The sequence below is a fragment of the Rhizobium sp. RU20A genome (genome assembly GCF_900155885.1).
Classification (GTDB): Bacteria; Pseudomonadota; Alphaproteobacteria; order Rhizobiales; family Rhizobiaceae; genus RU20A.
Window position 1 is genome coordinate 154,250 of record NZ_FTMB01000005.1, and the last position, 26,372, is coordinate 180,621.

At 65.0% G+C, this 26,372-nt stretch carries 18 protein-coding genes; 3 read left to right on the plus strand and 15 right to left on the minus strand.

The window, feature by feature from the left end; genetic code table 11:
• Entirely contained in the window at window positions 1-336 is a 336-nt protein-coding gene (locus tag F3H41_RS14120) for a Na+/H+ antiporter subunit C (protein WP_149739332.1), read from the minus strand.
• Entirely contained in the window at window positions 327-3,269 is a 2,943-nt protein-coding gene (locus F3H41_RS14125; protein ID WP_280177047.1) for a monovalent cation/H+ antiporter subunit A, read from the minus strand. The genes F3H41_RS14120 and F3H41_RS14125 overlap by 10 nt, the downstream gene beginning before the upstream one ends.
• 417 nt (window positions 3,270-3,686) lie before the next feature.
• Here F3H41_RS14125 and F3H41_RS14130 point away from each other — a divergent pair, with 417 nt between their 5' ends.
• Window positions 3,687-4,403, plus strand: a complete 717-nt coding sequence (locus F3H41_RS14130) for a response regulator transcription factor (protein WP_149739334.1) — start codon at window positions 3,687-3,689, stop codon at window positions 4,401-4,403.
• 3 nt (window positions 4,404-4,406) lie between these two features.
• Window positions 4,407-5,663, plus strand: a complete 1,257-nt coding sequence (locus F3H41_RS14135) for an ATP-binding protein (protein ID WP_149739335.1) — start codon at window positions 4,407-4,409, stop codon at window positions 5,661-5,663.
• Between the two features lie 180 nt (window positions 5,664-5,843).
• On the opposite strand, the gene F3H41_RS14140 is transcribed toward F3H41_RS14135, so the two are convergent.
• The 11 genes from F3H41_RS14140 to F3H41_RS14190 form a co-directional block, all read right to left on the minus strand.
• Entirely contained in the window at window positions 5,844-7,298 is a 1,455-nt protein-coding gene (locus F3H41_RS14140) for an efflux transporter outer membrane subunit (RefSeq protein ID WP_149739336.1), read from the minus strand.
• Entirely contained in the window at window positions 7,295-10,447 is a 3,153-nt protein-coding gene (locus tag F3H41_RS14145) for an efflux RND transporter permease subunit (protein WP_149739337.1), read from the minus strand. The genes F3H41_RS14140 and F3H41_RS14145 overlap by 4 nt, the downstream gene beginning before the upstream one ends.
• Before the next feature lie 2 nt (window positions 10,448-10,449).
• Window positions 10,450-11,706 carry an efflux RND transporter periplasmic adaptor subunit gene (locus F3H41_RS14150; RefSeq protein ID WP_149739338.1) on the minus strand — a complete coding sequence of 419 codons (1,257 nt, stop codon included), beginning with the start codon at window positions 11,704-11,706 and terminating at the stop codon, window positions 10,450-10,452.
• 333 nt (window positions 11,707-12,039) lie between these two features.
• Window positions 12,040-13,647 (minus strand): cisplatin damage response ATP-dependent DNA ligase, encoded by a 1,608-nt coding sequence (locus F3H41_RS14155; RefSeq protein ID WP_149739339.1) that lies wholly within the window; start codon window positions 13,645-13,647, stop codon window positions 12,040-12,042.
• Window positions 13,644-14,660 (minus strand): ligase-associated DNA damage response exonuclease, encoded by a 1,017-nt coding sequence (locus tag F3H41_RS14160; RefSeq protein ID WP_149739427.1) that lies wholly within the window; start codon window positions 14,658-14,660, stop codon window positions 13,644-13,646. Before F3H41_RS14160 ends, F3H41_RS14155 begins: the two co-directional genes overlap by 4 nt.
• A gap of 326 nt (window positions 14,661-14,986) precedes the next feature.
• Complete coding sequence (locus tag F3H41_RS14165) at window positions 14,987-15,940, minus strand: nucleoside hydrolase (protein WP_149739340.1); 954 nt, start codon at window positions 15,938-15,940, stop codon at window positions 14,987-14,989.
• Between the two features lie 86 nt (window positions 15,941-16,026).
• Window positions 16,027-17,262: an FAD-dependent oxidoreductase gene (locus tag F3H41_RS14170; RefSeq protein ID WP_149739341.1), complete on the minus strand. Its 1,236-nt coding sequence runs from the start codon at window positions 17,260-17,262 to the stop codon at window positions 16,027-16,029.
• Window positions 17,263-17,349: 87 nt separating this feature from the next.
• Entirely contained in the window at window positions 17,350-18,219 is an 870-nt protein-coding gene (locus tag F3H41_RS14175; protein ID WP_149739342.1) for a metal ABC transporter permease, read from the minus strand.
• On the minus strand, window positions 18,216-19,082 hold the full coding sequence (locus F3H41_RS14180; RefSeq protein WP_149739343.1) for a metal ABC transporter permease: 867 nt from the start codon (window positions 19,080-19,082) through the stop codon (window positions 18,216-18,218). Before F3H41_RS14180 ends, F3H41_RS14175 begins: the two co-directional genes overlap by 4 nt.
• Entirely contained in the window at window positions 19,079-19,984 is a 906-nt protein-coding gene (locus F3H41_RS14185) for a manganese/iron ABC transporter ATP-binding protein (RefSeq protein WP_280177049.1), read from the minus strand. Before F3H41_RS14185 ends, F3H41_RS14180 begins: the two co-directional genes overlap by 4 nt.
• Window positions 19,984-20,868: a metal ABC transporter substrate-binding protein gene (locus F3H41_RS14190; RefSeq protein ID WP_149739344.1), complete on the minus strand. Its 885-nt coding sequence runs from the start codon at window positions 20,866-20,868 to the stop codon at window positions 19,984-19,986. The genes F3H41_RS14185 and F3H41_RS14190 overlap by 1 nt, the downstream gene beginning before the upstream one ends.
• Before the next feature lie 281 nt (window positions 20,869-21,149).
• Here F3H41_RS14190 and F3H41_RS21560 point away from each other — a divergent pair, with 281 nt between their 5' ends.
• Entirely contained in the window at window positions 21,150-22,883 is a 1,734-nt protein-coding gene (locus F3H41_RS21560; protein ID WP_244616197.1) for a hypothetical protein, read from the plus strand.
• A 180-nt stretch (window positions 22,884-23,063) separates the two neighbouring features.
• Here F3H41_RS21560 and lysS read toward each other — a convergent pair whose 3' ends face one another.
• Both lysS and gltX read right to left on the minus strand, forming a co-directional pair.
• Entirely contained in the window at window positions 23,064-24,560 is a 1,497-nt protein-coding gene (gene lysS, locus F3H41_RS14200) for a lysine--tRNA ligase (RefSeq protein WP_149739345.1), read from the minus strand.
• Between the two features lie 213 nt (window positions 24,561-24,773).
• A complete protein-coding gene (gene gltX / locus F3H41_RS14205) occupies window positions 24,774-26,237 on the minus strand; it encodes a glutamate--tRNA ligase (RefSeq protein ID WP_149739346.1) in 1,464 nt (487 codons plus the stop codon).
• Window positions 26,238-26,372: the final 135 nt, after the last annotated feature.

Below are 26,372 nucleotides of genomic sequence, written 5' to 3' on the forward strand. Positions count from 1 at the left end.
CTACTCCCTGCCATCGACATGGTCGGTGCGGGTGAAGCCGCGCGAGGCGAGCAGCACGACGAGAAAGAGGGCTGTCATGGCAAAGCCGATGACGATGGCCGTCAGCACAAGCGCCTGCGGCACGGGATCGGTGTAGGCGGCAACGGGCGGATTGGCGATCTTGTCGATGACCGGTGGTGCATCGACGCGCAGGCGTCCCATGCTGAAGATGAAGAGGTTGACCGCATAGGAGAGCAGGGACAGGCCGATGACCACCTGATAGGTGCGCGGGCGCAGGATGAGCCAGATGCCGGATGCCGCAAGAACGCCGATGGCCGCCGAGAGGATCAGTTCCATTCCGGAGCCTCCGCACTGTTGGCCGATGCGGCCGCACGCTTCTGGGCACGGGCATGGGCGCGGGGGGCGCGCACTGACTGGTGGGCGAGCGCGATGAGGATGAGGACGGTGGCGCCGAGCACGAGGGAGAAAACGCCGAGGTCGAAGATGAGCGCTGAGGCGGCCGGGATCTTCCCGAGATAAGGAAGGTCGAGATACTGGAAATAGGTCGTCAGGAACGGATAGCCGAAGACCCAGGAGGCAAGGCCCGTCGCCGTCGCCAGCACGAGGCCGATACCCGCCCAGCGCAGCGGGTGGATGCGCAGCCGCTCCTCGACCCAGCGTGTACCGCCGGCCATGTATTGCAGGATGAAGCCGATCGACATGGCGATGCCGGCCGCAAAACCGCCGCCGGGCATATCGTGGCCACGGAAGAACAGCCAGGCGGCGAAGAGGCCAATGACCGGGAACAGCCAGCGCATCAGCACCGAGGGGATGAAGACGTATTCGGTGGCGCTTTCGCCGTCGTCGCGGTCCGGATGGTCGCTGTCGAAGGCGTTCTGGATCCGCTGCTGCTCCGGCTTTTCAAGGCTGTCGGTCGCGGGGCGGAAGCGCAGAAGAAGGGCAAAGACGGTCAGGGCGACGATGGCCAGCACGCCGATTTCCCCGAGCGTATCGAAACTGCGGAAGTCGACGAGGATGACATTGACCACATTGGTGCCGCCGCCTTCAGGATAGGCGCGCTTGAGGAATTCGTCTGCGATGGTCTGCCCCTGCGGCGTCGTCATGACGGTGTAGGAGAGCACGGCGAGGCCAAGACCGGCGAAGACGGCCATGACGAGGTCGCGCAGGCGGCGAAGCCTGACGTTCAGGGCGTTTTCCTCGGCCGGATTGACGCTCTTGAAGCGCTTCGGGAGCCAGCGAAGGCCGAGCAGGATCAGAACGGTGGTGACGATCTCCACCAAAAACTGCGTGAGGGCGAGATCTGGGGCGGAAAACCAGACGAAGGTGATGCAGGTGGCAAGCCCGGCGCCGCCGAGCAGCACCAGAGCTGCCAGGCGATGGAACTTCGCCTGATAGGCAGCCGCGATCGCGCAGCCGCCGCCCACCAGCCAGACGAACGCCAGCACAGGATCGGCAGCACGCAGGGTCACGTCCGGCGGATTGAAGCGGGCCAGAAACAGCGGTACGCCGACGGCGGCGATGGCGATGCCAAACAGAAGGCGCATCTGCGGCTGCAGACGGCGGGTGCCGGCGAAGGCTTCCACGGCGCGTGCCCATTTCCAGGAAACGGCGACCAGCACGCGCTCGAAGATGCGTTGCCCTTCGAGGCGGCGGATCAGCGGCGGACCTTCCGGGCTGGTCTTCAGGTAATTTTTCAGGATGAGGTGCAGGACGACGCCGCCGACCAGCGCGACCAGACTCATGACCAGCGGCATGTTGAAGCCATGCCAGATGGAGAGCGAATATTCCGGCGTTTGCGTACCGAGAACAGACACGACGGCCAGATGCAGGAAGGGGCCGATCGTATAGGCCGGCACGATGCCGATGATCAGGCAGATCAGCACGAGCAGCTCGATCGGCGCGCGCATCCAGCGCGCCGGCTCGTGGGGATCTTTCGGCAGATCGGTGGCGGGCGGGCCGAAGAAGACGCTTTGAATGAAGCGCAGCGAATAGGTGACCGCGAACATGCCGGCGAGCGTTGCGAGATAGGGCGTCAGCGTATCCAGAATGTTGAGCTGGTGCGTCTCGATCGCTTCGGCGAAGAACATTTCCTTTGAGATGAAGCCGTTCAGCAGCGGCACGCCGGCCATGGCGGCGCTGGCGACCATGGCGAGCGTTGCCGTATAGGGCAGCGCCCTGAAGAGGCCGCTCAGCCGCCGCATGTCGCGCGTGCCGGTCTCGTGGTCGATGATACCGGCGGCCATGAAGAGGGAGGCCTTGAAGGTGGCGTGGTTGGCGGTGTGGAAAATGGCGGCGACGGCCGCCAGGGGACTGCCAAGCGAGAGCAGCACCACGATGAGGCCGAGATGGCTGATGGTGGAATAGGCCAGGAGGCCCTTGATGTCCTGCTGGAAGATGGCGAACCAGGATCCCAGAACGAGCGTCGCGAGGCCGGCAAGGCCGAGCAACCAGAACCATTCGGGCGTGCCCGACAAAACGGGCCAGAAACGGGTGAGCAGGAAAACGCCCGCCTTGACCATCGTCGCCGAGTGCAGGAAGGCCGATACAGGGGTCGGCGCGGCCATGGCATGCGGTAGCCAGAAGTGGAAGGGAAACTGCGCGCTCTTGGTCAGGGCACCGAGCAGGACGAGGACGAGCATCGTCAGATAGAGCGGATGCTCGCGGATGACATTGCCGGATGCCAGGACCACATCGAGGTCATAGGAGCCGACGATGCTGCCCATGATGAGGAGGCCGACCAGCAGGCAAAGGCCTCCTGTTCCGGTCATGATCAGCGCCATGCGTGCACCGTCACGGGCGGCGGCGCTGTGGTGCCAGTAGCCGATCAGCAGGAAGGACACGATGCTGGTCATTTCCCAGAAGACGGCGATGAGGATGAGGTTGCCCGCCAGGACGAGGCCAAGCATGGCGCCCATGAAGGCCAGGAACAGGGCGAAGAAGCGCGGGATGGGGTCGTTGGGCGACATGTAGTAGCGCGCATAGGCGACGACGAGCATGCCGATGGCAGTAATGAGGGTCGCAAACAGCCAGGAATAGCCGTCCATGCGCAGCTTCAGGTCAAGCCCGTATTCCGGCATCCAGGGCACGACGTGGCTGAGGACCGTGCCGCCGCTGATGGCGGGAAAAAAGGCCAGGTTGAGGAGAAAGAGAAGAAAGGAGACACCGCCTGCCAGCCAACCGGCAAGATCACCTCTTCGAGCCGGGACGCACAGAACAAGCATGCTGGCCAGGAAGGGCAGGAAGACCACAAGCAACAGGAAGGGTGTCAAGTCGTCGATCGTCTCGGCTCCTTTGAAACGGCTTCAGGCAGAGGGATGGCGCGGCCGGGGCCGCAAGGCGACGAGGCCACAGGCAATCTATGTCGCACTGCGAAAGGTGCCAAGTCTTTCGCTTAAAAATTACGCCTTTTCACAAAATTGTAGGTTCCACTTGTGGAAGCTGCGAAGATTGGTTTTTGTCTTGCAATATGGTCCAGCCGGGATATGGAACGTTCGCCAGAGCTTAATTTAGAATTCGATCGTGGCAGATCTCGGCCTGACCTGTTCCACATATGCTGCCGAGCGCAGGTGTCAGGCGCATGTCAGGCAGGCATGCGTCAACGGTTTTGAGTGTGCGTCGCATAGAAGCAAAGAGACAGAGCATGACAGGCGTCCCGCTTTTCGCCGGAATCGCGCCAGAGGTCGAAAATGGAAACCGCGCCCCATATTCTTGTCGTCGATGACGACCCCGAGATCTGCCGGCTGCTGACGAAGTATCTGGATAGCCAGGGCTTTCGCGTCACCTCGGCCGGGAGTCGTGCGGAGTGCGAGGCATGCCTCGCCGAGCAGTTTATCGATCTCGTCGTTCTCGATGTGATGCTGCCCGATGGATCGGGGCTGGATCTGTGCCGTTCCCTCAGCACGCGCTTTCCGCAGCTGGGCGTCATCCTCCTGACGGCGCTGAGGGAAGACGTCGACCGCATCATTGGTCTCGAATTCGGGGCCGATGACTATCTTGGCAAGCCCTTCAATCCGCGGGAACTGGTCGCGCGGATCCGCGCCGTGCTGCGCCGCGGGCGGGCGGCTGCTTCCGTGGCCCTCCCCGAAACGCGGTTCCAGTTTGCCGGTTACGTCGCCGATCTCGAGCAGCGCAGCGTGACGGCGCCTGATGGCTCGGTGATCGAACTCACCGGCGGTGAGTTCGATCTGCTCGCCGTCTTTCTCCTGCGCCCGGGCCGCGTTCTGTCGCGGGACAACCTGCTGACCCTCACCCAGGGGCGCACGCCCGATCCGTATGATCGCTCGATCGACATTCTGATCTCGAGGCTTCGACGGAAGCTCGGCGGAGCCTCGGTCTTCACCCTGCTGAAGACGGTGCGGAACAAGGGCTACCAGATGGCCACCTTCGTCGAGCGAGTGCGCTGATCCATGTCGCTTCGCGCCCGTTTCGCCCTTGTGCTGATGATTGCCGTGCTGATCGTGGTGATTTTGGCGAGCATTATCACAATGCATCTTGTGCGGCGTCCCTCCGACGCCCGCGTGAGCGAAGTTGTGGCGGAGAAGGTCCAGATCGCGCGGCTGCTGTTTCAGGAGGATCCTGGTGCTGCGGAACGGCTCGGTCTGGAGATTGGTCCTGCGCCAGACTATAATTCGATCGATATCGCGCGTACCGCCAGCGTCAGGGACCTGCTTCGGGAGCGTGGTCAGGGCGAGGAGACTTCGGTCTTCTGGCGTACCGAACAAGACGGGGAGCGCACGACACATGTCGCAGTTCCCATGCAGGATGGGCGTTTTGCCTATCTTGGCATTCCCCGGCGCGATACATTCGCGAGCATTCCCTTGCTGGCCTATCTTGCTTTGGTCGCCATTGGCGTCAGCGTCGTTGCCCACTATGCCGGCATCATCGTGATGCGACCGCTGCGCTTGCTGGAGGACACGGTCAGTCGGGTGGGTGCCGATGGCATGCTCCCGAACCTTGCCGAAAAGGGACCGGCCGAGGTGCGCGCGACGGCAGCGGTCATCAATCGGCTGTCGGCGCGTCTCAACTCGGCGATTGCCGGGCGCATGCGCATGGCCGCCGCGGCCGCGCACGACATGCGCACACCGATGACGCGGATGCGCCTGCGACTGGAGTTTCTCCCGGATGCGGAGGAGCGAGCCGCATGGAGCGCCGATCTCGATGAGCTCGAGCACATGGCCGACAGCGCCGTTCGGCTGGTGCGCGAGGAGGTCGGCGCGGCGGGCGCCGGCCCGGTGCGTCTCGACCTCGTCGTGGCGGAAATCATCCAGGAAATGCGCGAGACGGAGCTCAGGATCGCTCTTGCGGGCGTGCTGCCACGGGCGGAAATCGCGGGGACACCCCTGGCGCTCAAGCGGGCCCTGCGCAATCTGTTCGTCAATGCCGCGACCCACGGCGCGGGGGCTACGGTGACGCTGAAGATCATGGATGGCAAGGTCGTGCTCAAGATTGTCGATTGCGGCCCCGGTATTCCGGTCGAGCTCCTGACGCGCGTCTTCGAGCCCTTCTTCCGCGTCGATCAGGCGCGGCGGCAGACCGTTCCGGGTGCCGGGCTCGGCCTCGCGATTGCCCGCGAGATCATCGAGAAGCACGGTGGAACGATTTCGATATGGAACCGGGATGGTGGCGGCCTGGAACAGACGGTGACGCTGCCTCTGCGCGGCTGAGCGCGATATCACGGCGATGATCCCGGTTGGCTCATGGCCACCAAGGCCGGGCCTACGCCTTCATGACCTGGCCGCCATCCGCCAAAGCAGAAGGCCCGGTCCGCAAGGGAGCCGGGCCTTTCTTCACTGAGGTCCGACGGTTTGTGATGAGATCCTCAAGCCGCAGGATTGAACGAGCGGTCAGTTCGTTGCCTTCGCTACAACGTCGCGCTTGCCAGCTCCGGTGATGGTCACGAGATCGTCGATGGACGAGCCGCCGCCCGTGGCAATGTTGAGGGCGACGTAATCACGGGCCAATTGGCGAATGCCGGAGGCGAGCTGCAGGCGGCCGCTGGCGAGCGAGCGCTCGGCATCGAGCACGTCGAGGATCGAGCTTGCGCCGCCGCGATAGCTTTCACGGGCAAGGTTGAGGGCCTGTTCGTAGGAGGTGACGACCTTGCGCAGCGCTTCCACCGTCTGGCGGTCGCGACGCAGGGCGATCATCGCATTTTCGGTTTCCTCGACAGCCTTCAGGACGGTCGCCTTCCAGTTCAGATAGGCCTGCTGGGCCTGGGACTCGGCAATCGTCACACGGGCCTTCAGCGCGCCGCCATTGAAGATCGGCAGGTTGATGGTGGGGCCGAAGGACCATGCCGAGAGGCTGCCCGTGCCGGTGACGGCGCTGGTGACGACGCGCGACAGGCTGACGTTGCCGGAGAGCTGCAGGCTCGGGTAGAGCTGCGATTCTGCAACGCCGATGGCGGCGGTCGCGGCAGCCAGCTGGCGTTCGGCTGCGCGCACGTCCGGGCGATTGCGCAGGAGATCGGCCGGCACGCCGACCTTGGTGTCGAAGCGCGGCGAGGGCTGAGGCGCGCCGCCGATCAGTTCGCCCGTCAAGGACGCGGCCGGCTGGCCGAGGAGGGTGGCGATGTGGTTTGCGGCGACATGGAAACCCGTCTCCAGGGCCGGCAACTCCGCAAGCGTGGCGTTGACGAGGCCTTCGGCCTGAACCACGTCGAGACTGGAGGCGGCACCGGCACTGCGGATGTCGTTGGTCAGCTTCAGTGTTTCGCGGCGCGATGCCAGGTTCTGGCGCTGCAGCGCAATCGATGCCTGATAGAAGCGCGCGTCGATATAGGTGCTCACGAGATCCGAGAGATAGGCGAGGCGCGCCACGCCGATATTGTCGTAGGCAGCGTCGAGCGAGGCATCTGCCGATTCCCGGGCGCGGCGATACTGGCCGAAGAGGTCCAGCAGCCATGAGGCGCCAAGCGCCGTGGAAGCCTGCTTGCGCTCGGTGGACTGTCCGCCGGGACCGATGACTTCCTGCCCGCTGACTTCCGCGCTGGACTGGCTGCTGAGCGACGGCAGACCGCCTGCGCCGGCCACGATGATGTTGGCCTGCGCCTCCTCGATGCGGGACAGCGCCTGCATGACGGTGAGGTTCTGGCTCTTGCCACGTTCGACGAGGCTGTCCAGCTTCCGGTCGCGGAACGCCTTCCACCAGGCGGCATTGGCATTGTCGACACCGACGCCGGCCTTGCCCTCGGAAAACTTCACCGGCAGCGCGGTTTCGGGGGCCTTGTAGTCAGGACCCACGACGCAGCCCGACAGGGAGAGAAGGGCAAGCGGGATTACAGCATGAACGAACTTCATTTCGTCTCTCCATCGGCAAGCGCAACGGGCTGCGCTGATTCGCCGGTTCGGTTTTCTGACTTCTTAACTACGAGTTTCTGGATCAGAATGAAAAGCGCCGGGACAAAGAATATCCCCAGAACTGTTGCGGACACCATGCCCCCGAGCACGCCGATGCCGATGGCATTCTGGGCGGCGGAGCCGGCGCCGGTTGCGATAGCCAGCGGCAGAACGCCGAGGATGAAGGCCAGCGAGGTCATGATGATCGGGCGAAGACGCAGCCGCGCCGCCTCCATGGTCGCCGATAGGAGATCCTGGCCGCGATCGTAGCGTTCCTTGGCGAACTCCACGATCAGGATCGCGTTCTTGGCGGCTAGGCCGATCGTCGTCAGAAGACCCACCTTGAAGTAGACATCGTTGGACTGGCCGAAATAGACCGCCGCTGCCAGAGCGCCGAGCACGCCGACGGGAACGGCGAGGATCACCGAGACCGGGACGATCCAGCTTTCATAGAGCGCGGCGAGGCACAGGAAAACGACGAGGATCGAGATGGCGTAGAGCATCGGTGCCTGTGAGCCGGAGAGGCGCTCCTGATAGGAGATGCCCGACCAGGCCGTGCCGTAGCCGCCCGGTAGGCCGGCGACCAGCTCTTCCATCTTGTCCATGGCGACGCCGGAGGAGACGCCTGGAACGGGCGCACCGCTGATCGAGACGGCGCTGACGCCATTGAAGCGATCGAGCGTCGGCAGGCCCTGGACCCAGCTGGTGGTGGCAAAGGCCGAGAAGGGCACCATTTCGCCGGCGGCGTTGCGGGCATACCATTTGCCGAGGTCCTCCGGCTGCATGCGGAACGGCGCATCGCCCTGCACGTAGACGGGACGGATCTCGTTTTCGAGCAGGAAGTCGTTGACTTTCGATCCTGCGAAGATCGTGCCGAGCATGGCGTTGGCGGCGGCAAGATCGACGCCGAGCGCGCCGGCCTTTGCCTGGTCGATGTCGATGCGCAGCTGCGACTGGCGGCTTGTCGTGTTGCCGCGCACGCCGGTCACGACGCCCGAGGCCTGGGCGGCCGCGGCCAGCTGGTTTGCCGCATCCTGGAGGGCAGCGGCGCCGTTGTTGCCGTTGTCGACGAGGTACATTTCAAAGCCGCTGGACGTGCCGAGGCCGGGCATGGAGGGCGGTGCCAGCGCAAAGACCTGTGCCTCGCGCATGCCGCCCATGAAGGCGCCCATGGCGCGGCCTGCCACCGCCTGGGCCGACAGGTTCGGGTCGGTCCGCTCATCGAAGTCCTTCAGGCGCACGAAGGTGATGGCATTGTTCTGGCCGGTGCCGGAGAAGGAGAAGCCGAGGGCGGAGAAGACGCTGTCCACGGCCTCCTTCTCGTTTTCGAGATAGTGCTTCTCCACCTGCTTGACGACGTCGAGCGAGCGCTCGGTCGTTGCGCCTTCCGGCAGGGTGATGATGGTCAGCAGGATGCCCTGGTCCTCATCGGGGATGAAGGAGCCCGGCAGCTTCTGGAGAAGCCACCAGGAGGCGCCGCAGACTACGACCAGCATGACGAGCACGCGGAAGGTGCGCTTCAGGAGGTAGCCGGTGGTCGAGACGTAACCGTTCGTCGCCTTGCCGAAGCCGGTGTTGAAGGCCCGGAAGAAGACGTTCTTGGGCTTGTGGTGCGTATTCTTCAGAAGCGTCGCGCACAGCGCCGGCGTCAGCACCAGGGCGACCAGCACCGAGAGCAGCATGGCCGAGACGATGGTAACGGAGAACTGCCGGTAGATGATGCCGACCGAGCCGCCGAAAAAGGCCATGGGAATGAAGACCGCCGTCAGCACGAGCGCGATGCCGATCAGGGCGCTGGTGATCTCGTCCATCGACTTGCGTGTGGCTTCGCGCGGGGAAAGGTTCTCTTCCTCCATTATGCGCTCGACGTTTTCCACAACGACGATGGCGTCGTCGACGAGGAGGCCGATAGCCAGCACCATGGCGAACATGGTGAGCGTGTTGATGGAATAGCCGAAGAGGGCCAAGATCCCGAAGGTGCCGAGCAGGACGACCGGCACGGCGATCGTCGGGATCAGCGTGGCGCGGAAGCTCTGCAGGAAGACGAAGAGCACGACGAAGACCAGCACGACGGCTTCGATCAGCGTGTGCACCACCTTTTCGATCGAGAGCTCGACGAAGGGCGATGTGTCGTAGGGATAAACCACCTCGACATTGTCGGGCAGCGTGTTTTCGATCGAGGCCATCGCTTCCTTGACGCGCGCGGCGGTATCAATCGCGTTGGCGCCGGTGGCGAGGTTGACGGCAAAGCCAGCGGCCGGCAGGCCCTTGTAGCGGCTGTCGCCGCCATAGGTCTCGCGGCCGATCTCGACGCGCCCGACATCGCTGAGGCGCACGAGATCGCCGCCCTGGCCGGATTTGAGGATGATGCCCTCGAATTCGGCGACGGTCTTCAGCTGGCTCTGGGCGGTGATGGTGGCTGTGAATTGCTGGCCGGGAATGACCGGCTGGTTGCCGATGGCACCGGCCGAAACCTGGACGTTCTGGGCCTGCACGGCGGCGGTGACGTCGCCGGGCGTCAGCTGGAACTGGTTGAGTTTGAAGGGGTCCAGCCAGAGCCGCATCGCATAGCCGGAGCCGAAGGTGTTGATGCTGCCGACGCCTTCAAGGCGCTTGATCTGGTCTTCGATGTTGCCGGACAGGATGTTGCCGAGCTCGACGGAGGAGCGCTTGCCATCCGTCGAGACGAGCGTGCCGACGAGCAGGAAGCTCGTGGTGGAGCGTTCGACGCGCAGGCCAAGCTGCTGCACGCTGCTGGGCAATTGCGGGGTGACGAGCTGCAGCTTGTTCTGCACTTGCACCTGGGCAATGTCGGGGTTGATCGTCTGGCCGAAGGTGAGGGTGACACTCGATGCGCCCTGCGACGAGCTCGATGTCATGTAGGTGAGGTCGTCGAGGCCGGTCATGGCCTGCTCGATCACTTTCGTCACCGAGTTTTCGACACCCTCGGCCGTTGCGCCCGAATAGGTCGCGGAAATGCTGACGGTGGTGGGAGCGATATCGGGATATTGCGATACCGAGAGGGTGGAAATGGCCAGCATCCCACCAATCATGATCGCGATGGCGATCACCCAGGCGAAGACGGGCCTGTCAATGAAAAAGCGTGCCATACTCAGTTCGAGCCTCCGCTTTCGGCCGGCGCGGCGGGCTGTTCACCCGCCTTGCCGGCGTCTGCCGGGGCCTGTTCTTGGGCGGGCCGCTCGATCTCGCCGCTCGGGCCGAGCTTCACTTCCTCAGCCTTGACGTCCATGCCGGTGCCGATGCGCTGCAGGCCGTCGACGATCAGCTTGTCGCCATCCTTGACGCCTTCGGTGATCAGCCAGGCATTGTCGATGGCGCGTTCGGTTTTCAGCACGCGCTCCTCGACCTTTCCTTCAGGCGACACGAAGCGTGCCGTCAGGTTGCCGGAGGGGTCCCGGCTGCCGGCCAGTTGCGGCAGAAGGAAACCGCGCTCCTGGCCCTGCATGACGGCGGCGCGAACGAACATGCCCGGCAGCAGCAGCTGATCCTTGTTTTCAAAGCGCACGCGGATCGAGAAGCTGCCGGTGGTCTGGCTGACGGTGAAATCGGGCGCCTGGAGCGTGCCGATCTTGTCATAGGCGGTGCCGTTCTCCAGCGTCAGCTTGACCTGACCGACATTCGGCGTCTGCTTGAGCGTGCCGGAGGCGATGGCTTCGCGCAGGCGCAGCAGGTTGGCGCTGGAGTCGGTGAGGTCCACGTAGATCGGATCGAGCTGGCGGATGGTCGTCAGCGCATCGGCCTGGCTGGCGGTGACGACCGTGCCCACGCTGATGTTGGAGATGCTGGTGACGCCGGAGATGGGGGCGCGGACCTCGGTGAGACCGAGATCGATCCGCGCGGCCTTGAGATTGGCTTCTGCCGATGCGACGTCGGCGCGCGCCTGGGCGAGCGTCAGGCGGGCATTGTCGAGCTGGATCTGCGTGCCGCCGCTGTCGACGAGCTGTTCGTAGCGCGTCACATTGGCTTCGGCCGTGGGGAGGCTGGCGCGCGCCTTCTGGAGCGCTGCTTCCGCGACAGCGACGGTTGCCTCGTAGCTGTCGTCGGCGATCTTGTAGAGAACCTGGCCCTTTTCGACGGGCTTGCCATCCTCGAAGCCGATGCTCTCAATGATGCCGCCGACGCGGGGGCGAATGTCCGCGGAGGCGAACGGAACGACGCGGCCCGAGAGCACGGCATTCACGTTTACGTCAGATTCCTTCAGCGTCACGACGCCGACCGTCACAGGTCCGCCGGCGCCCGGCATTCCGCCCGGTCCAGCGGCAGGCTTTTCCTCGCTGCAGGCGGAAAGAAGGCCGAGGAGAAGGGCGAAGCCGGCGAGGGCTGCGGGGCGGTGCGATCTCAAAACCATAAATTCTTCCAATAGGTTCACAGGATCATCATCTGCGCTTTGAAACGGTTGGGCGCGGACGGGCCGTCGGACGGCCAAAAAGAATGGCAGGCGAACGGAGTGCCCACGATTGATCGAACCATATAGTTCGAATTGGCGATCGTCCATCCCGTCCACGCGCGAAGTCGCCACATGTGTTAAAAAAGCCATACCTCTTCGACAGGCGCGAAAAGGCGCGGGAGCGTCAACGATCGTGACGGCTTTCAGGCCCCGCGATCCAGCCCGCACTCTCCCTGCACCCATCTTGGCGAAGACACAAAACAGTTTTGCAACGGCTGGTCCGCGGCGATCGAGTCAGTCGATCATCGCCAGCAATGTATCCAGCCGGTCGGCCTCACGCGGCAGCTTGTCCTGCCGCAGCCGCGCGATGCGGGGGAAGCGCATGGCGACCCCGGACTTGTGGCGCGACGAGCGGGCAATGCCCTCGAAGGCGACCTCCAGCACAAAACCCTTGTCTGGTTCGGCAAGGACGGAGCGCACCGGGCCGAAGCGCTCGACGGTGTTGTTGCGCACGAAGCGGTCGAGCACTTCCAGTTCCTCGTCGGTAAAGCCGAAATAGGCCTTGCCGACCGGCACCAGCACGTCGCGCCCCTCGGCCTGCGTCCAGACGCCGAAGGTGAAGTCGGAATAATAGCTGGAGCGTTTGCCGTGGCCGCGCTGGGCATACATCATCACAGCATCGACCGTGTGCGGATTGCGCTTCCACTTGAACCAGGGGCCTTTAACGCGACCCGGCAGGTAGGATGTCTGCAGCCCCTTGATCATCACGCCTTCGATGACCGGATCGGGCGGATCGGCGCGCAGGCGCTCCAGTTCGTCCCAGCTATCGAAGGGCACGAGCGGGGAGAGGTCGAAGCGGTCTGACGGTAGCTGCTCGATGACGGCGGCAAGGCGGGCGCGGCGGGCGAGGAAGCTTTCCGCCCGCACGTCCTCGTTGCCGTCGAAGAGCAGGTCGTAGGCCCGCACGAAGGCTGGATACTCCGTCAGCATCGCCTTCGACACGGCCTTGCGGTTCAGCCGCTGCTGGAGGTCGGAGAAGGATCGGGTCGTGCCGCCGGCGCGGCTTGCCGTGCCGATCAACAGTTCGCCGTCGATGACACCTTCGAAGGCTGCGGCTTCGACGATATCGGGAAAGGCGTGGGAGATGTCGTCGCCGCTGCGCGAATAGAGCCGGCGATTCCCGCCATTGGCTGAAAGCTGGATGCGGATGCCGTCCCACTTCCATTCGGCCGCGTAATCGGTGGGCAGGATGCCGGCGAGGTCGCGATCCTCGACGGGATGGGCGAGCATGACCGGATGGAAGATGGTGCGGCTTTCCGGCTCTGGCTTGTCCGCCTTGCCTTCAAGCCACTCGAAGAGGGCCACATAGGGCGGGTCGAGCCCGTGCCAGAGGGTCTCGATCTCCATCGCGTCAACGCCCCCGAAATCGGCCAGCGCCTGCCGGGCGAGGCGGGCCGAAACGCCGATACGGAAGCCGCCGGTGACGAGTTTGAGGAAGGCGAAGCGCTCTGAGGCATCGAGGCGGTCGAGGAGGGTGCGGACCAGGCTGCGCACCTCGGTGCGGCCCGCCGCTTGCAGGGCGTCGATGACCTCGCCAAGCGGCGGGCTTCGGTTGGCGCGCATGTCTTCGGGCGCCTGCCAGACCAGCGCGATGGTTTCGGCGAGGTCGCCGACATAGTCGTAGGAGTAGCGGAACAGCACCTCGTCCATCCGCTCCAGGACGAGTTCGCGCAGCAGTGCGGGTTTGACCGTCTTCAGCGTCAGCGTGCCGGCGATGGCGGCGAGCGCATATCCGCGGTCGGGGTCCGGCGTGGCGCGAAAGTAGTCGGTCAGGAGCGTGATCTTGGCGTTGCGCTGCGGGGTCAGGACGAGACGGTCGAGCAGGGCGGCGAAGGCCTTCATGCCTCTCCTCCCTCGTCTTCATAGCCGACGAGATGCAGGGGCTTGGCGGGCAGGCCTTGCAGGGCGCACCAGCGCACCAGCGCCTCTTCGCGTCCATGGGTCACCCAGACTTCGCCCGGACGGATCCCCTCGATGGTGGCGATGAGTTCGTCCCAGTCGCAGTGGTCGGAGATGATCATCGGCAGCTCCACGCCGCGCTGCTTGGCGCGCTGGCGCACCAGCATCCAGCCCGAGGCGAAGATCGGCAGCGGATCGGCAAAGCGCCGTGCCCAGCGATCGGCGAAGGCGGAGGGCGGGCCGACGACGATGGCGCCCGCAAACGAGCGCTTGCCGCCCGATGCGAGGGTTGCCGGCTCCAGCGGGCCAAGATCGATGCCACGCTCGACGTAGAAGTCGCAGAGCCGTTGCAGGGCACCGTGGATGTAGATCGGCGCATCGTAGCCCGTCTCGCGGATCAGCCGGATGACGCGCTGCGCCTTGCCGAGAGAGTAAGCGCCGACGAGATGGGCGCGCTCGGGGAATTGCGCAAGCGAGGTCATCAGTTTGGCGACCTCGCCCGTGTCGGCGGGATGGCGGAAGACCGGCAGGCCGAAGGTGGCTTCGGTGATGAAGACGTCGCAGGAGACGGGTTCGAAGGGCAGGCAGGTCGGGTCGCGACGGCGCTTGTAATCGCCGGAGACGACGATGCGCGTGGGGCCAGTCTCCACCGCTATCTGCGCGGAGCCGAGCACATGGCCGGCCGGGTGAAAATGCACGGTGACGCCGTTGATGGTCATGACTTCGCCGAGCGTCGCGACCTGTCGGCTGCCGGCAAAATCGGCCCCGTAGCGGATCGCCATGATGTCGAGGGTTTCTTCCGTCGCCAGCACATGGCCGTGGCCGGCGCGGGCATGGTCGGAGTGGCCGTGGGTGATCAGCGCCCTGTCGACCGGGGCGACGGGATCGATATAGAAGCCGCCGGCCTCGCAATAGAGGCCCTTCGGGGTCGGGTAGAGGAGCTGGTCGGGTTTCATGCAAGGGAGAAGATAGCCGCGCCGCGGCGGCGTGCCAGTCTTTCGCATTCGATTTCTTCGCGGATGGCTTCCAATTATCGCGTCGCGCCGCCGACCCGTACAGACGCGAGACGCCGACAGGCTTTAATCCGAAGATCCGACAGCCCATTGTCGATCCGATGGCCTCCAAGCGGCAGCCCTTCGCCGTCATCCTCGGGCTTGACCCGAGGATCTATATCGCGCGCTCGGTGGTCGCCGCGTGGATGGTCGGGTCAAGCCCGACCATGACGGAAGAAAAAGTTGCACGTTGACAGCAACCTGTTCGAACGCCTCCGTCCGGTTTCGTCTCAGCCCGCGTTGACGAGCGTCTTGTGGATGAGGTCGAGCACGGCTTTCGCGTCGATGCCGATGGCGGCCTGCTGGCTCGGGAGGTTGTCCCAGTGGCTCGGCGGGAACTTGCGGCCGTCCGGTTTCTGGATCGTCTGTCCATCGGCAATGCCGCCGCAGACGACGCGCATGGCGCCGCTTCTGAGCGTGAAAAGCTCGGGTGCGACGACGTAGACGCAGGCGCAGCTGTCATGCACGACCATGCCGTCGTCCACCAGACCCTCGTAGAAATCGATGTAGAACTGCGAGAGATCGGAGAGAAGCTCAGCGCGCTTGCCGCCGGCCTTGGCGATGTCGGCGAGCTGGCTGCGGGTCATCACCGTCTGCATGGTGACATCAAGGCCGATGACGACGACGGGCCAGGGGGCGGTGAAGACGCGGTCGGCGGCTTCCGGGTCGCCGTGGATATTGGCTTCGGCTGCGGGCGTGACGTTGCCGGGCACGTCGAAGGCGCCGCCCATGATGACGACGGACTTGACGAGGCCGGCGATCTCCGGAGCTTCGCCGAGCGCATTGGCAAGGTTCGTCATGCGGCCGACGGCGACCAGCGTGATCTCGCCCGGATGGGCGCGCACCATGTCGATGATGAAGCGATGCGCCGGGCGCGGATCGGCTGAGAGGCCGATGTCGTCGGGTACGTTGATGTTGCCCAGCCCGTCATCGCCGTGGATGAAGGTCGGCCAAGGGGCATGCGGGCGATGCGGATCGATGGTCTCGTTGGCACCGCGTGCGACAGGCGCGGGGATCTCCCATTCGCGCTTCAGGAACAGCGCGTTGCGCGTCGTCGTCTCGATGGCCGCATTGCCGAAGACGCTGGTGACGCCGACGAGATCGATTTCGGGGTGCTGGTGGAGAAACAGAAGCGCCATGGCGTCGTCGACGCCGGGATCCGTATCGAAAATGACTTTGTGCATGATGGTTCTTCTTGGTGTTGCAGTCCGCGCTAAAGGACCGGAGGCCTTGGCGAATGTCAACTGCGGGGCGACCGTTGGCTTCGGCCCTACTGGAAGCGGGCGATAGAGAAGGGCCGCGCGCCTTCGGTGTCGCCCTGTTCGAGAAGGTCGCAGACGCGGCGCGCCGTGACGGCAGAGAGGGTGAGGCCGAGATGGCCGTGCCCGAAGGCCATGGCGATGCGCGGGTCGGAGGGTGCGAGGCTGATGACGGGAATGGAATCGGGCGTCGAGGGGCGGCAGCCCATCCATTCGGTGCCGCCCGTCTCCGGCAGCGAGGGCACATAGCGGCGCATCTTTTCCCGCATGGCGCGGGCGCGGGCATAGTTGGCCGGTGCTTCGGGACGGGCAAGCTCCACCGCCCCGCCGACGCGCAGGCGGCCCTCCAGCGGCGTGGCGCAGAAGCCGTGTTCGGAGAAGAAGACGGGCATGTCGAAGCCGGAAAGCGGCGCATCATAGGTGGTGTTGTAGCCGCGCTCGGTTTCGAGGCAGACGGTCAGACCCAGCGGGCGCAAAAGATCGCGCGACCAGACGCCGGAGGCGACCAGCACCTTGTCGAAGAGGGTCTCGCTGCCATCCGCCGTCAGGAAGGCGACGCCATTGGCGCGGGGGAGGACGGCCTTGACGGCGCTGGACACGAAGCTGCCGCGGGCGCGGATGAGATCGCGTGCGGCGGCGAGTAGCACGGCGGGATCCTTGAAGGCGCGGTAGCCGCTGGCATAGACGGCGCCGGCAAAGGGGCCTTCCAGCGCGGGCACGCGGGCCCTTGCGGCTGCGGTATCCAGCCACTCGACGTCGAAGCCGAGCAGGCGGCCGGCCTCCCGCTCGCTGGTATAGGCGGCGTCAGTGCGGACCTTGCTGTCGAAGACGTGGATGGCACCGGTGGGGCGCATGTGGCCGGTGAGGCCAACGGCCTCGCCGAGCGCCACATGGGCCGCTTCGGCCTCCAGCATCAGGGAGAGCAGCGCCTTGCGCGAGTTCTCGACGGTGGAGGGGCGGGCGGCAAGGGCGAAGCGGATCAGCCAGGGGGCGAGATTGCCGATGTCCTGCCAGCGCAGCGCCAGCGGACCCAGCGGATCGAGCAGCCATTTCGGCGCCGCCATCAGGGTCGCGACATTGGCGAGCGGGGCTATTTCGGGAACGGCGAGGAGGGCGGCATTGCCAACCGAGGCGGGCTTGCCATCCGGATCGCGCTCGAAGACGGTGACGTCATGGCCGCGGGCGATGAGTTCCACTGCCGCCGCCGAAGCGATGATGCCGCCGCCTGCAATTCCGATCCGTGCCATCTCTTGCGCCCTTTCATCATCGACCGGCATGGGCCGGGCGGGGCGACCCTACAACACTGACCCGGGAAGCGGAATCGATTTTGCGCGTCAGATGGCGGCGGTCTGGTCGGCCTGTTGATCTGCTTGGCGATCAGCCTTGCGGTCGGCGCGCATGCGGTTGAGGAAGGCCGCGACAAAGGCAATGCTCATCAGCAGGACGATGGTGGGGGCGGGGGCACTGTCGAGGAAGAAGCTGATATAGATGCCAAGGAACGAGCATCCGAGCGCGAGCGCGACCGCGGTCGCCAGCATGGCGTCGAAGCGGCGCGTCAGCAGGAACGCGATGGTGCCGGGGGCGATCAGCAGCGCGACGGAGAGGATGATGCCGACCGCCTTCAGCGCGCCGACGACGGTCAGCGACAGCACGATCAGCAGGCCGTAATGCAGCACCCGTACCGGCAGGCCGATGGCGCGCGCGTGCTGCGGATCGAAGGCATGGACGAGCAGATCGCGGCGCCGGCCGAAGACGAAGAGGCCGCTGGCGAGCGCGATGAGGCCCGTTTCCAGGATATCGAGGCGCGAAATGCCGAGCATGTCGCCGAAGAGGATATGGTCGAGATGCACCTCCGGCCGTGCCCAGACGAAGATGACGAGGCCGATACCGAACATGCCGGAGAAGACGATGCCCAGCACCGTGTCTTCCTTGATGCGGGAATTCTCCTTGAGGTAGCCGGACAGGACAGCGCAGGTGAGACCCGCGACGAAGGCCCCGACCGCAAGCGGCAGGCCGACGAGATAGGCTGTGACGATGCCCGGCAGGACGGCATGCGAGACCGCGTCGCCCATCAGCGACCAGCCTTTCAGCACGAGAAAGCAGGAGATGGCCGCCATGGGCACGGCGATCATCAGCGTGACCGTGAAGGCGTGCTGCATGAAGGGGAGGGAGAGCGGCAGGAGGAGATAATCGAGCGTGCTCATTGCGCCGCCTCCGCTCTCTCCAGCGACAGGCGCGCGCGCCGGCGGGCGGCGAAGAGGCCGTGCTTGGGGGCGAGTGCGAAGGCCGCGAGGAAGATCAGCGTCTGGAGCGCGACGATGACGCCGCCCGTCGCGCCGTCGAGGAAGTAGCTGAGATACGCACCGGTGACGCTGGTTCCCGCGCCGATCGCAAAAGCGGTGATCAGCAGGCGGCCGAAGCGGTCGGTGAGGAGATAGGCGGTGGCGCCGGGCGTGACGACCATGGCCACGACGAGGAAGGCGCCGACCGTCTGCAGGGCTGCGACGGTGGAGGCGGCGAGCAGGGTGAAGAAGAGCAGCTTCAGGGCCGTGACGTTGAGGCCGATGGTGCGGGCATGGCTCTCGTCGAAGAATGTGACCATCAGGTCCTTCCATTTGAGGCACAGGAGAACCAGGCTGACGCCGCCGATCAGCACGAGCTGGATCGTATCCTCCGGCGTGATGGCGAGGATGTTGCCGAGCACGATGGTCTGCACATTCACCGATGTCGGTGAGAGCGAAACCATGAAGAGGCCGAGGCCGAAGAAGGCGGAGAAGATCATGCCGATGATGGCGTCTTCCTTCAGCTTGGTGCGCCGGTTGAGGAAGAGCATGGCGCCGGCCGCAAGACCGCCGGAGAGAAAGGCGCCGGCCGAGAAGGGAAGGCCCAGCATATAGGCGCCGGCCACGCCGGGCACGATGGCATGGGAGAGCGCGTCGCCGATCAGTGACCAGCCCTTCAGCATCAGATAGGCCGAGAGGAAGCCGCACACCCCGCCGACGAGGCCGCTGACCCAGATGGCGGTGAACATGTAATCGTATTGGAAGGGTTCCAGAAGGATGCTCATGGGCGGGGCGCATCCAAGATCTGCGCCTCTGCGGCGCGGGCCGGCGCACCCGTTTTGCCGTCGGAATAGGTGACGAAGGGGCGCTCGTCGTCGGAAATGACCGTCAGGCGGCGCGGATCCTCGTCCTCGTGCAGGTCGCTGCCCGACAGCACGAAATGGCGCAGCACGCCGCCGAAGGTCAGCGCCAGGTTTTCATGGGTGAAGGTCTCGGAGGTTGGGCCATGAGCGAGCACGGTGCGGTTGATCAGCACGGTGCGATCGCAGAAATCGGGAATGGAGCCGAGATTGTGGGTGGAGACCAGCATGACGCGGCCTTCGTCGCGCAGCGCCTTGAGAAGCGCGATGATCTGCTCCTCGGTGGTGACGTCGACGCCGGTGAAGGGCTCGTCGAGCAGGATGACCTGACCTTCCTGCGCCAGCGCCCGGGCGAGGAAGACGCGCTTCCTCTGGCCGCCGGAGAGTTCGCCGATCTGGCGTTTGCGATAGTCCAGCATGCCGACGCGGGAAAGCGCGCGTTCAACCATTTCCCTGTCGCGGGCCGAGGCGATGCGCAGCCAGTTCATGTGTCCGTAGCGGCCCATCATCACCACGTCCTCGACCAGAACCGGGAAGTTCCAGTCGACCTCCTCGGCCTGCGGCACATAGGCGACGAGGTTCTTCTTCAGCGCTTCGGCGACGGGCATGCCGAGCACGGTAACGCCGCCGGCTGCGACCGGCACGAAGCCCATGATCGCCTTGAAGAGGGTTGATTTGCCCGAGCCATTGACGCCGACGAGAGCGGTGATCGTGCCGCGCGGAATCTCGAAGCTGGCATTGCGCAGCGCCGTGTGGCCGTTGCGATAGGTGACGGTGACGTTTGATGCGGCAATGCCGCTTCTATCCCGGCCCTTGCCCATCATCATCATTTCGTCAGCCCCTCCACGATCGTGCGCGTCGTCACATCGAGGAGGTCGAGATAGGTCGGCACGGGACCATCCGCCTCGGAGAGGGAATCGACGTAGAGCACGCCGCCATAGGCCGCTCCCGTCTCGGCCGCCACCTGCTCGGCCGGGGCCGGGGAGACGGTGCTTTCGGAAAAGACGACGCCGATGCCGTGTTCGCGCACGGCGTCGATGACGGCCTTGACCTGTTTCGGCGTGCCCTGCTGGTCAGCATTGATCGGCCAGAGGTAAAGCTCCTTGAGGCCGAAATCGCGCGCGAGATAGCTGAACGCGCCCTCGCTCGTCACCAGCCATCGCTTGTCCTGCGGGACGGTCGCCAGCGCAGATTTCACTTTCTCCCGCAGCGCCTTGATGCGTTCGGAATAGGCGGCGGCATTGGCGGCGTAGGTCGCGGCGTTGGCCGGATCGACCTCTGTCAGCGCCTTGCGGATATTCTCGACATAGATCAGCGCGTTGTCGGGGGACATCCAGGCATGCGGGTTCGGCTTGCCTTCATAGGGGCCGGCAGCGATGCCCATCGGCTCGACGCCATCGGTGACGATGACGTTCGGCTTGTCGCCGAGATTGTCGAGGAACTTCTGGAACCAGAGCTCGAGATTGAGGCCGTTCCACAGAACGAGGTCGGCGTCGGCGGCCTTGAAGATGTCCTGCGGGGTCGGCTGGTAATTGTGGATCTCGGCACCGGGCTTGGTGATGGAAACCACCTCGGCGGCGTCGCCGGCGACATTGCGCGCCATGTCCGCAATCACGGTAAAGGTGGTGACGACCTTCGGCTTGGCCAGTGCGGCAGGCGCAAAGGCCAGAAGGGCGAGAAGGCAGACGGTCAGGCGTCGAAGGCCGGTCATCGGGTTTCCATTCGGCGGCCCGGTGCGGCCGCGTTTGCTCGGATTGCGAATGAGTTGCATTCAAAGATAGGAGGAATTTGGCAACTGTCAATGCAATTGCAAATCATTCGCAAGAATGGCGTGCCTGTGGCTCGTCCGCCGGTGCAGCGGCCGGGTGCGCGGTACGGTGATCGCCGGAGCCCTGCGCCGCTTCGGCCCATTATCCTTAAGCATTCGGAAAGGCTGGTCTTCTAGACTGCGGCAACGAGCGTGTGCGTATATGAGTAGGGCAGAGTTTTTCGATGGCCGGCGTGAAGGCGATCCTGGGCAAGTTCAAATTGCGTCGCAAGACGTTGATCTTGCTGTCGGCTGCCCTTCTCCTGTCGGCGACCTCGGGGGCCGCAGCGCTTTATATCAGCACGAAATCGGCCCATGAGGAGGCGGTTCGCAAGGAAACCTCCGGCCTCGAATGCACGGCGCTGCGCACCATCCGGCTCGGCCGCAACGGCCAGCGCTGGATCCGCAAATATGTTCAGGTGACGAAATCGACCGGCGAGGACCGGCTGCGCACGGCGTTGCGCGTTGCCGGACTTCTGTCGAAGGCCGAGAAGGCCGATCTCTATCAGGTGGTGGTGCTCGATGCCAGCGGGCCGACGGAGCGCGCGGCGATCCGCGGCGCGGCCATCGGCGCCGAAGTGCTGTTTGCTCCCGATCCCACCAAGCTGCCGGGCATGGAGCGCCCCTTCGAAGTCGCCTATATCGATGGCGAGGCGAATGCGGCCGGGCTTTACCAGGGCGAGCGCGTCGTCGTTCCCTTCGAGGATATCGGCAAGGTGATGACCGGCATGGTCGATCACACCGACTGTACGGACCCGCCGCCGGATCCGGCCGCCGAAGCTGCGGACGGGCATGGCGAGACCAAGGGCCATGGCGAGAGCAGCGGGCATGGTGAAGCCGCGGCCGACGGGCATGGCGAGGCGAGCGGGCATGGCGAAGCGCCCGCCGAAGGCCATGGTGAGGCGCCGGCCGGAGACCATGGCGCGCCGGCCGACGGCGAGCATGCCGCCGAAGCTGCGCATGGCGAGGGCGACACGAAGGAAAGCGGTGGCCTGTTGGCCTCGTTGACCGGCATGATCTTCGGCAGTTCGGAAGAGGCGACCCCGCATGGTGCGCCGGCCGATGGCCATGGCGACGCGCAGAGCGGTGATGCGCATGGTGCCACGCCGGCCGAGGGCCACGGCACCGATGCCGCCGCGGGGCATGGTGAGGCGCCTGCGGATGCGCATGGTGCGGTGCCGGCCGCATCCGGCCATGACGCGCCGGCTGAGAAGCCTGCCGAAGAAGCGAAAGGCTTCTTCTCACCGGTGACGGATTTCCTGTTTGGCGCCGATGAGGCCAAGCCGGCTGGCGAGACCCACGGTGAGATGCCGGCTGAGGGCCATGCCACCGGCGAAGCGTCAGGCCATGAGACCGCCCCGGAAACGGGTCACGCGGCAGCGCCTGCGTCCGAGGGGCACGGCGCGCATGGGGATGCGCCGGCCGGGACTGCACCGGACGGCCACGCGCCCGACACCCATGCAAGCGAAGGGCATGCCGCCGAAGGCCACATGGCGGGAGCAGCCGACCATGCCGCGGCGCCGGCCGGAACGAAGGATGCGGCGGCGGGCGATCACGCTGCCGCAGCAGAACATAAGGCGCCGCCGGCTGGGGCTCAGGAAGCCGATGCACATGCGGCCCTTGCCGCATCGACCCATGAGACGGCCGCAACAGGTGTCGATGCCGCGGCCCATGGAGCCGAAGGTCACCAGACGACGCCGGCGCCGGCGGCCACGAGCGCCCACGACACGACCGCCGGTGAGGCGTCCCATGGCGGTGCCGCCGCCGATGGCGAAACCGCGCCGGCAGGCTCCCATGAAGCGCCGGCAAAGAAGATCCTGCCGCCGGTCGACGATCACGCAGCTGCCGAGCCGCAGCCGGTGGCGGAGAAGGCGCATGCGCAGCAAGCCGACGCCCACGGGACGACGGCGGCGCACTGAAGCCGTCTGCAATTTTCTAGAAAGTCTTTCAGTCGAGCACTTGGGCTGGCTGATCCCGTATCCCGTGCAAGGTGAGGGAGAAGGGCTGGCTACACCCTGGCCGCCTTTCAACAACCCCTTTGGCGTGCCGTCAGGACAAGTGTCGCGACCTCATGGCGGTCGCGACACCGTTCACAATCCTCAATCCGCCTTGTTGCGGCGGGCCGGGAAGAGGATCACGTCGCGGATCGACGGGGCGTTGGTGAGCAGCATGATCAGGCGATCGACGCCGATGCCGAGGCCGCCGGCGGGCGGCATGCCCTGGTCGATGGCATCGAGGAACTCGTCGTCCAGCTGCTTGTCCTTCTCGCCGCGGGCATGGGCCTGCTCCAGCTGCTCGACCATGCGGGCGCGCTGCTCGACGGGGTCGTTGAGCTCGGAGAAGGCGTTGCCGACTTCCCAGGCGTTGCAATAGGTCTCGAAGCGCTCGACGAGGCGCGGCTCGCCCGGCACTTCCTTGGCGAAGGGCGAGATGTCCTTCGGGAAATGCGTGACGTGGGACGGCTGGATGAGCGTGCCCTCGACCTTTTCCTCGAAGATGAAGGCGAGGCATTCGCCCCAGGTCCAGTCCTTCTCGACCTCAAAGCCGGCGGCCTTTGCAGCGGCGCGGGCTTCCTCGTCGGTCTTGATTGCGAGGAAGTCGATGCCGGTGGCTTCCTTGACGGCATCGGGCATCGGCACGCGGCGGAAGGGGCCGGCAAACGAGATGGTCTTGTCGCCGTAGACGACGTCGGTCGAGCCGTGGATCTTCACCGCGAGATCGGCGAAGAGGCGTTCCACGAGGTCCATGACGTCCTCGTAGTCGGCATAGGCCCAGTAGCACTCCATCATCGTGAATTCCGGATTGTGCCGGGTGGAGACGCCTTCGTTGCGGAAGTTGCGGTTGATCTCGAAGACCTTGTCGGAGAGACCGGAGACCAGCGTGCGCTTCAGGAAGAGTTCCGGCGCGATGCGCAGGTACATGTCCATCTTCAGCGTGTTGTGGAAGGTCTTGAAGGGATCGGCGGTGGCGCCGCCATAGACCGTCTGGAGCATGGGCGTCTCGACCTCCAGGAACCCGTCGGTCTCCATGAAACGGCGCAGCGCGGAGATGATCTTCGAGCGCTGCAGGAAGCGCAGCTTGGATTCCTCGTTGGTCATGATGTCGAGGTGACGCTTGCGGTAGCGGATCTCGACGTCGGAGACGCCATGCCACTTCTCGGGCATCGGCAGCAGCGCCTTGGTGAGCATGGTGATCTCGTGCGCGTTGATCGTCAGCTCGCCGCGCTTGGTGCGGCGCACGGCGCCGGTGACGCCGATGATGTCGCCGAGATCGATCATCGGCAGCAGGGCGCGGGCCGCCTCCGGCGTCGTGTCCTTGTGGGAGAAGATCTGGATCTTTCCGGCGGCGTCATGGATATCCATGAACATGCCGGAATTGCGCGACGAATAGACCCGGCCGGCGACGGTGACGATGTCGCCCGTCTCGGTGTCGGGCTCGAGGCCGGCATATTTCTCGGCCAACTCGCCATTGGTCAGCGTGCGGTGGAAGTGGGCCGGATAGACATCGCCGATCTGCTGGCGCAGCAGGTCGAGCTTCTGGCGGCGGACTTCCGTCACGTCGGAGGAAAGGGCGGTCTCGGTTTTCGTTTCGGTCATGGTGTTCGCCTTTTTGGGCACGTTGTTCTGTTGGCCGGGCGGGAGCCTTTTGAGGCACGCGCACCTTTCCGTCTCCGTCATCCTCGGGCTTGACCCGAGGATCCATTTGTCATGTGCCTGCATGCCCTGTGCGCCCACTGCCTGCGGCATGGATCCTCGGGTCAAGCCCGAGGATGACGGGCGGCGAGAGGCTGCAACAATCGCAGGTCCGTCTTACTTTCCGCTGCCCGCCATGGACGCCACCACCTGACCGGCGACCTTGAGGCGCTGGCGCACGACGGAGCGGCCGAGCACGGCCATGGAGTCGAAGAGCGGCAGCGAGCGCGACGAGCCGGAGACGGCAACGAAAAGCGGCGCGACGACGACCTTCAGCTTCTTGCCGAGGCGGTCGGCGACGGCGCGCAGCTCGGCCTCGATCGAGGCGACGTCCCACTCGACGATCTTTTCGAGGGAGGGCTGCACCTCGTTGAAGATCTCGACCAGTTCTTCCGGCGAGGACTTAACCTTGGCAAAATGGGCGGGTTCCAGGCCGAGGTCGGATTTCAGCAGGAAGCCGGCGAGATCGGGCAGTTCGCCGAGCTTGGAAATGCGCGACTGCGAGAGCTTCAGGCCCTCCGTCAGGCGGCTGTTTTCCATCGCCCACTCGATGACGCGGCGGCGGAAGTCCTCATCCGACAGCTTTTCGCGAATCCAGCGACCGTTCAGCCAGTCGAGCTTCTGGATGTCGAAGATGGCGCCGGCCTTGGAGAGGTTTTCCGGGTCGAACTTGGCGGCCAGCTCGTCCATGGTCAGCAGTTCCTCGCCCTCCGCGATCTGGATGAAGAACAGGCCGAGGAAGTTCATCAGCGCTTCCGGCAGGTAGCCGAGCGCGGAATAGTAGGAGATCGAGGTCGGGTTCTTGCGCTTCGACAGCTTCGACTTGTCGGCATTGCGCATCAGGGAAAGATGCATGAAGACCGGCGGCTCGAGGCCGAGATAGCGATAGATGAGAATGTGCTTCGGCACCGAGGCCAGCCACTCCTCGCCGCGCGCGACGTGGGTGATCTTCATCAGGTGGTCGTCGACCACATTCGCCATGTGGTAGGTCGGCATGCCGTCCGCCTTCAGCAGAACCTGCATGTCCACGGCATCCCACGGGATTTCCACTTCGCCGTAAACGCCGTCCACGAACTTGCAGGCGCCTTCTGTCGGGATCTTCATACGCACGACATGGGGCTCGCCGCTGGCGACGCGGGTGGTGACTTCTTCCGCCGAGAGCGAGAGGCACAGCCCGTCATATTTCGGCGGCTTGCCAGCGGCACGCTGTCCTTCGCGCATCTTTTCGAGGCGCTCGGGCGTGCAGAAGCAGCGGAAGCCGTGGCCGGCCTCAACGATCTTCTCCACATAGGGGCGGTAGATGTCCTTGCGGTCGGACTGGCGGTAGGGGCCGTAGGGGCCGCCGATATCCGGGCCTTCGGACCATTCGAGGCCACACCATTTCAGCGCATCCAGCACCTTGCGCTCGAATTCCGGCGTGGAGCGGGTCGCGTCCGTATCCTCGATGCGCAGGATGAAGGTGCCGTTGTTCTTTTTCGCAAAGAGATAGTTGAAGAGCGCGATATAGGCGGTGCCGACATGGGGTTCGCCGGTCGGCGAAGGGGCGATGCGGACGCGCACGGGGGCGGCGGGGCTGGTCATGGTGTTTTCGGCCTGTTGCGAGGGGAGGGGCGCCCTTCGGAATGACCCGGCGGCTTCCCGCATCCCATGAGTTTGCGGCCGTTTGCGCCTTCAGCGTCCGGCCGTTTCCATGCCGGTGGCAAGACCACATTAGGC

Coding starts and splice junctions, on each gene's coding strand:
- gltX (WP_149739346.1), bottom strand. CDS start 26,237: ATGACCAGCCCCGCCGCCCCCGTGCGCGTCCGCATCGCCCCTTCGCCG.
- F3H41_RS14180 (WP_149739343.1), bottom strand. CDS start 19,082: ATGAGCATCCTTCTGGAACCCTTCCAATACGATTACATGTTCACCGCC.
- F3H41_RS14135 (WP_149739335.1), top strand. CDS start 4,407: ATGTCGCTTCGCGCCCGTTTCGCCCTTGTGCTGATGATTGCCGTGCTG.
- F3H41_RS14155 (WP_149739339.1), bottom strand. CDS start 13,647: ATGAAGGCCTTCGCCGCCCTGCTCGACCGTCTCGTCCTGACCCCGCAG.
- F3H41_RS14150 (WP_149739338.1), bottom strand. CDS start 11,706: ATGGTTTTGAGATCGCACCGCCCCGCAGCCCTCGCCGGCTTCGCCCTT.
- F3H41_RS14175 (WP_149739342.1), bottom strand. CDS start 18,219: ATGAGCACGCTCGATTATCTCCTCCTGCCGCTCTCCCTCCCCTTCATG.
- F3H41_RS14165 (WP_149739340.1), bottom strand. CDS start 15,940: ATGCACAAAGTCATTTTCGATACGGATCCCGGCGTCGACGACGCCATG.
- F3H41_RS14190 (WP_149739344.1), bottom strand. CDS start 20,868: ATGACCGGCCTTCGACGCCTGACCGTCTGCCTTCTCGCCCTTCTGGCC.
- lysS (WP_149739345.1), bottom strand. CDS start 24,560: ATGACCGAAACGAAAACCGAGACCGCCCTTTCCTCCGACGTGACGGAA.
- F3H41_RS14145 (WP_149739337.1), bottom strand. CDS start 10,447: ATGGCACGCTTTTTCATTGACAGGCCCGTCTTCGCCTGGGTGATCGCC.
- F3H41_RS21560 (WP_244616197.1), top strand. CDS start 21,150: ATGGCCGGCGTGAAGGCGATCCTGGGCAAGTTCAAATTGCGTCGCAAG.
- F3H41_RS14120 (WP_149739332.1), bottom strand. CDS start 336: ATGGAACTGATCCTCTCGGCGGCCATCGGCGTTCTTGCGGCATCCGGC.
- F3H41_RS14130 (WP_149739334.1), top strand. CDS start 3,687: ATGGAAACCGCGCCCCATATTCTTGTCGTCGATGACGACCCCGAGATC.
- F3H41_RS14185 (WP_280177049.1), bottom strand. CDS start 19,984: ATGATGATGGGCAAGGGCCGGGATAGAAGCGGCATTGCCGCATCAAAC.
- F3H41_RS14140 (WP_149739336.1), bottom strand. CDS start 7,298: ATGAAGTTCGTTCATGCTGTAATCCCGCTTGCCCTTCTCTCCCTGTCG.
- F3H41_RS14160 (WP_149739427.1), bottom strand. CDS start 14,660: ATGAAACCCGACCAGCTCCTCTACCCGACCCCGAAGGGCCTCTATTGC.
- F3H41_RS14170 (WP_149739341.1), bottom strand. CDS start 17,262: ATGGCACGGATCGGAATTGCAGGCGGCGGCATCATCGCTTCGGCGGCG.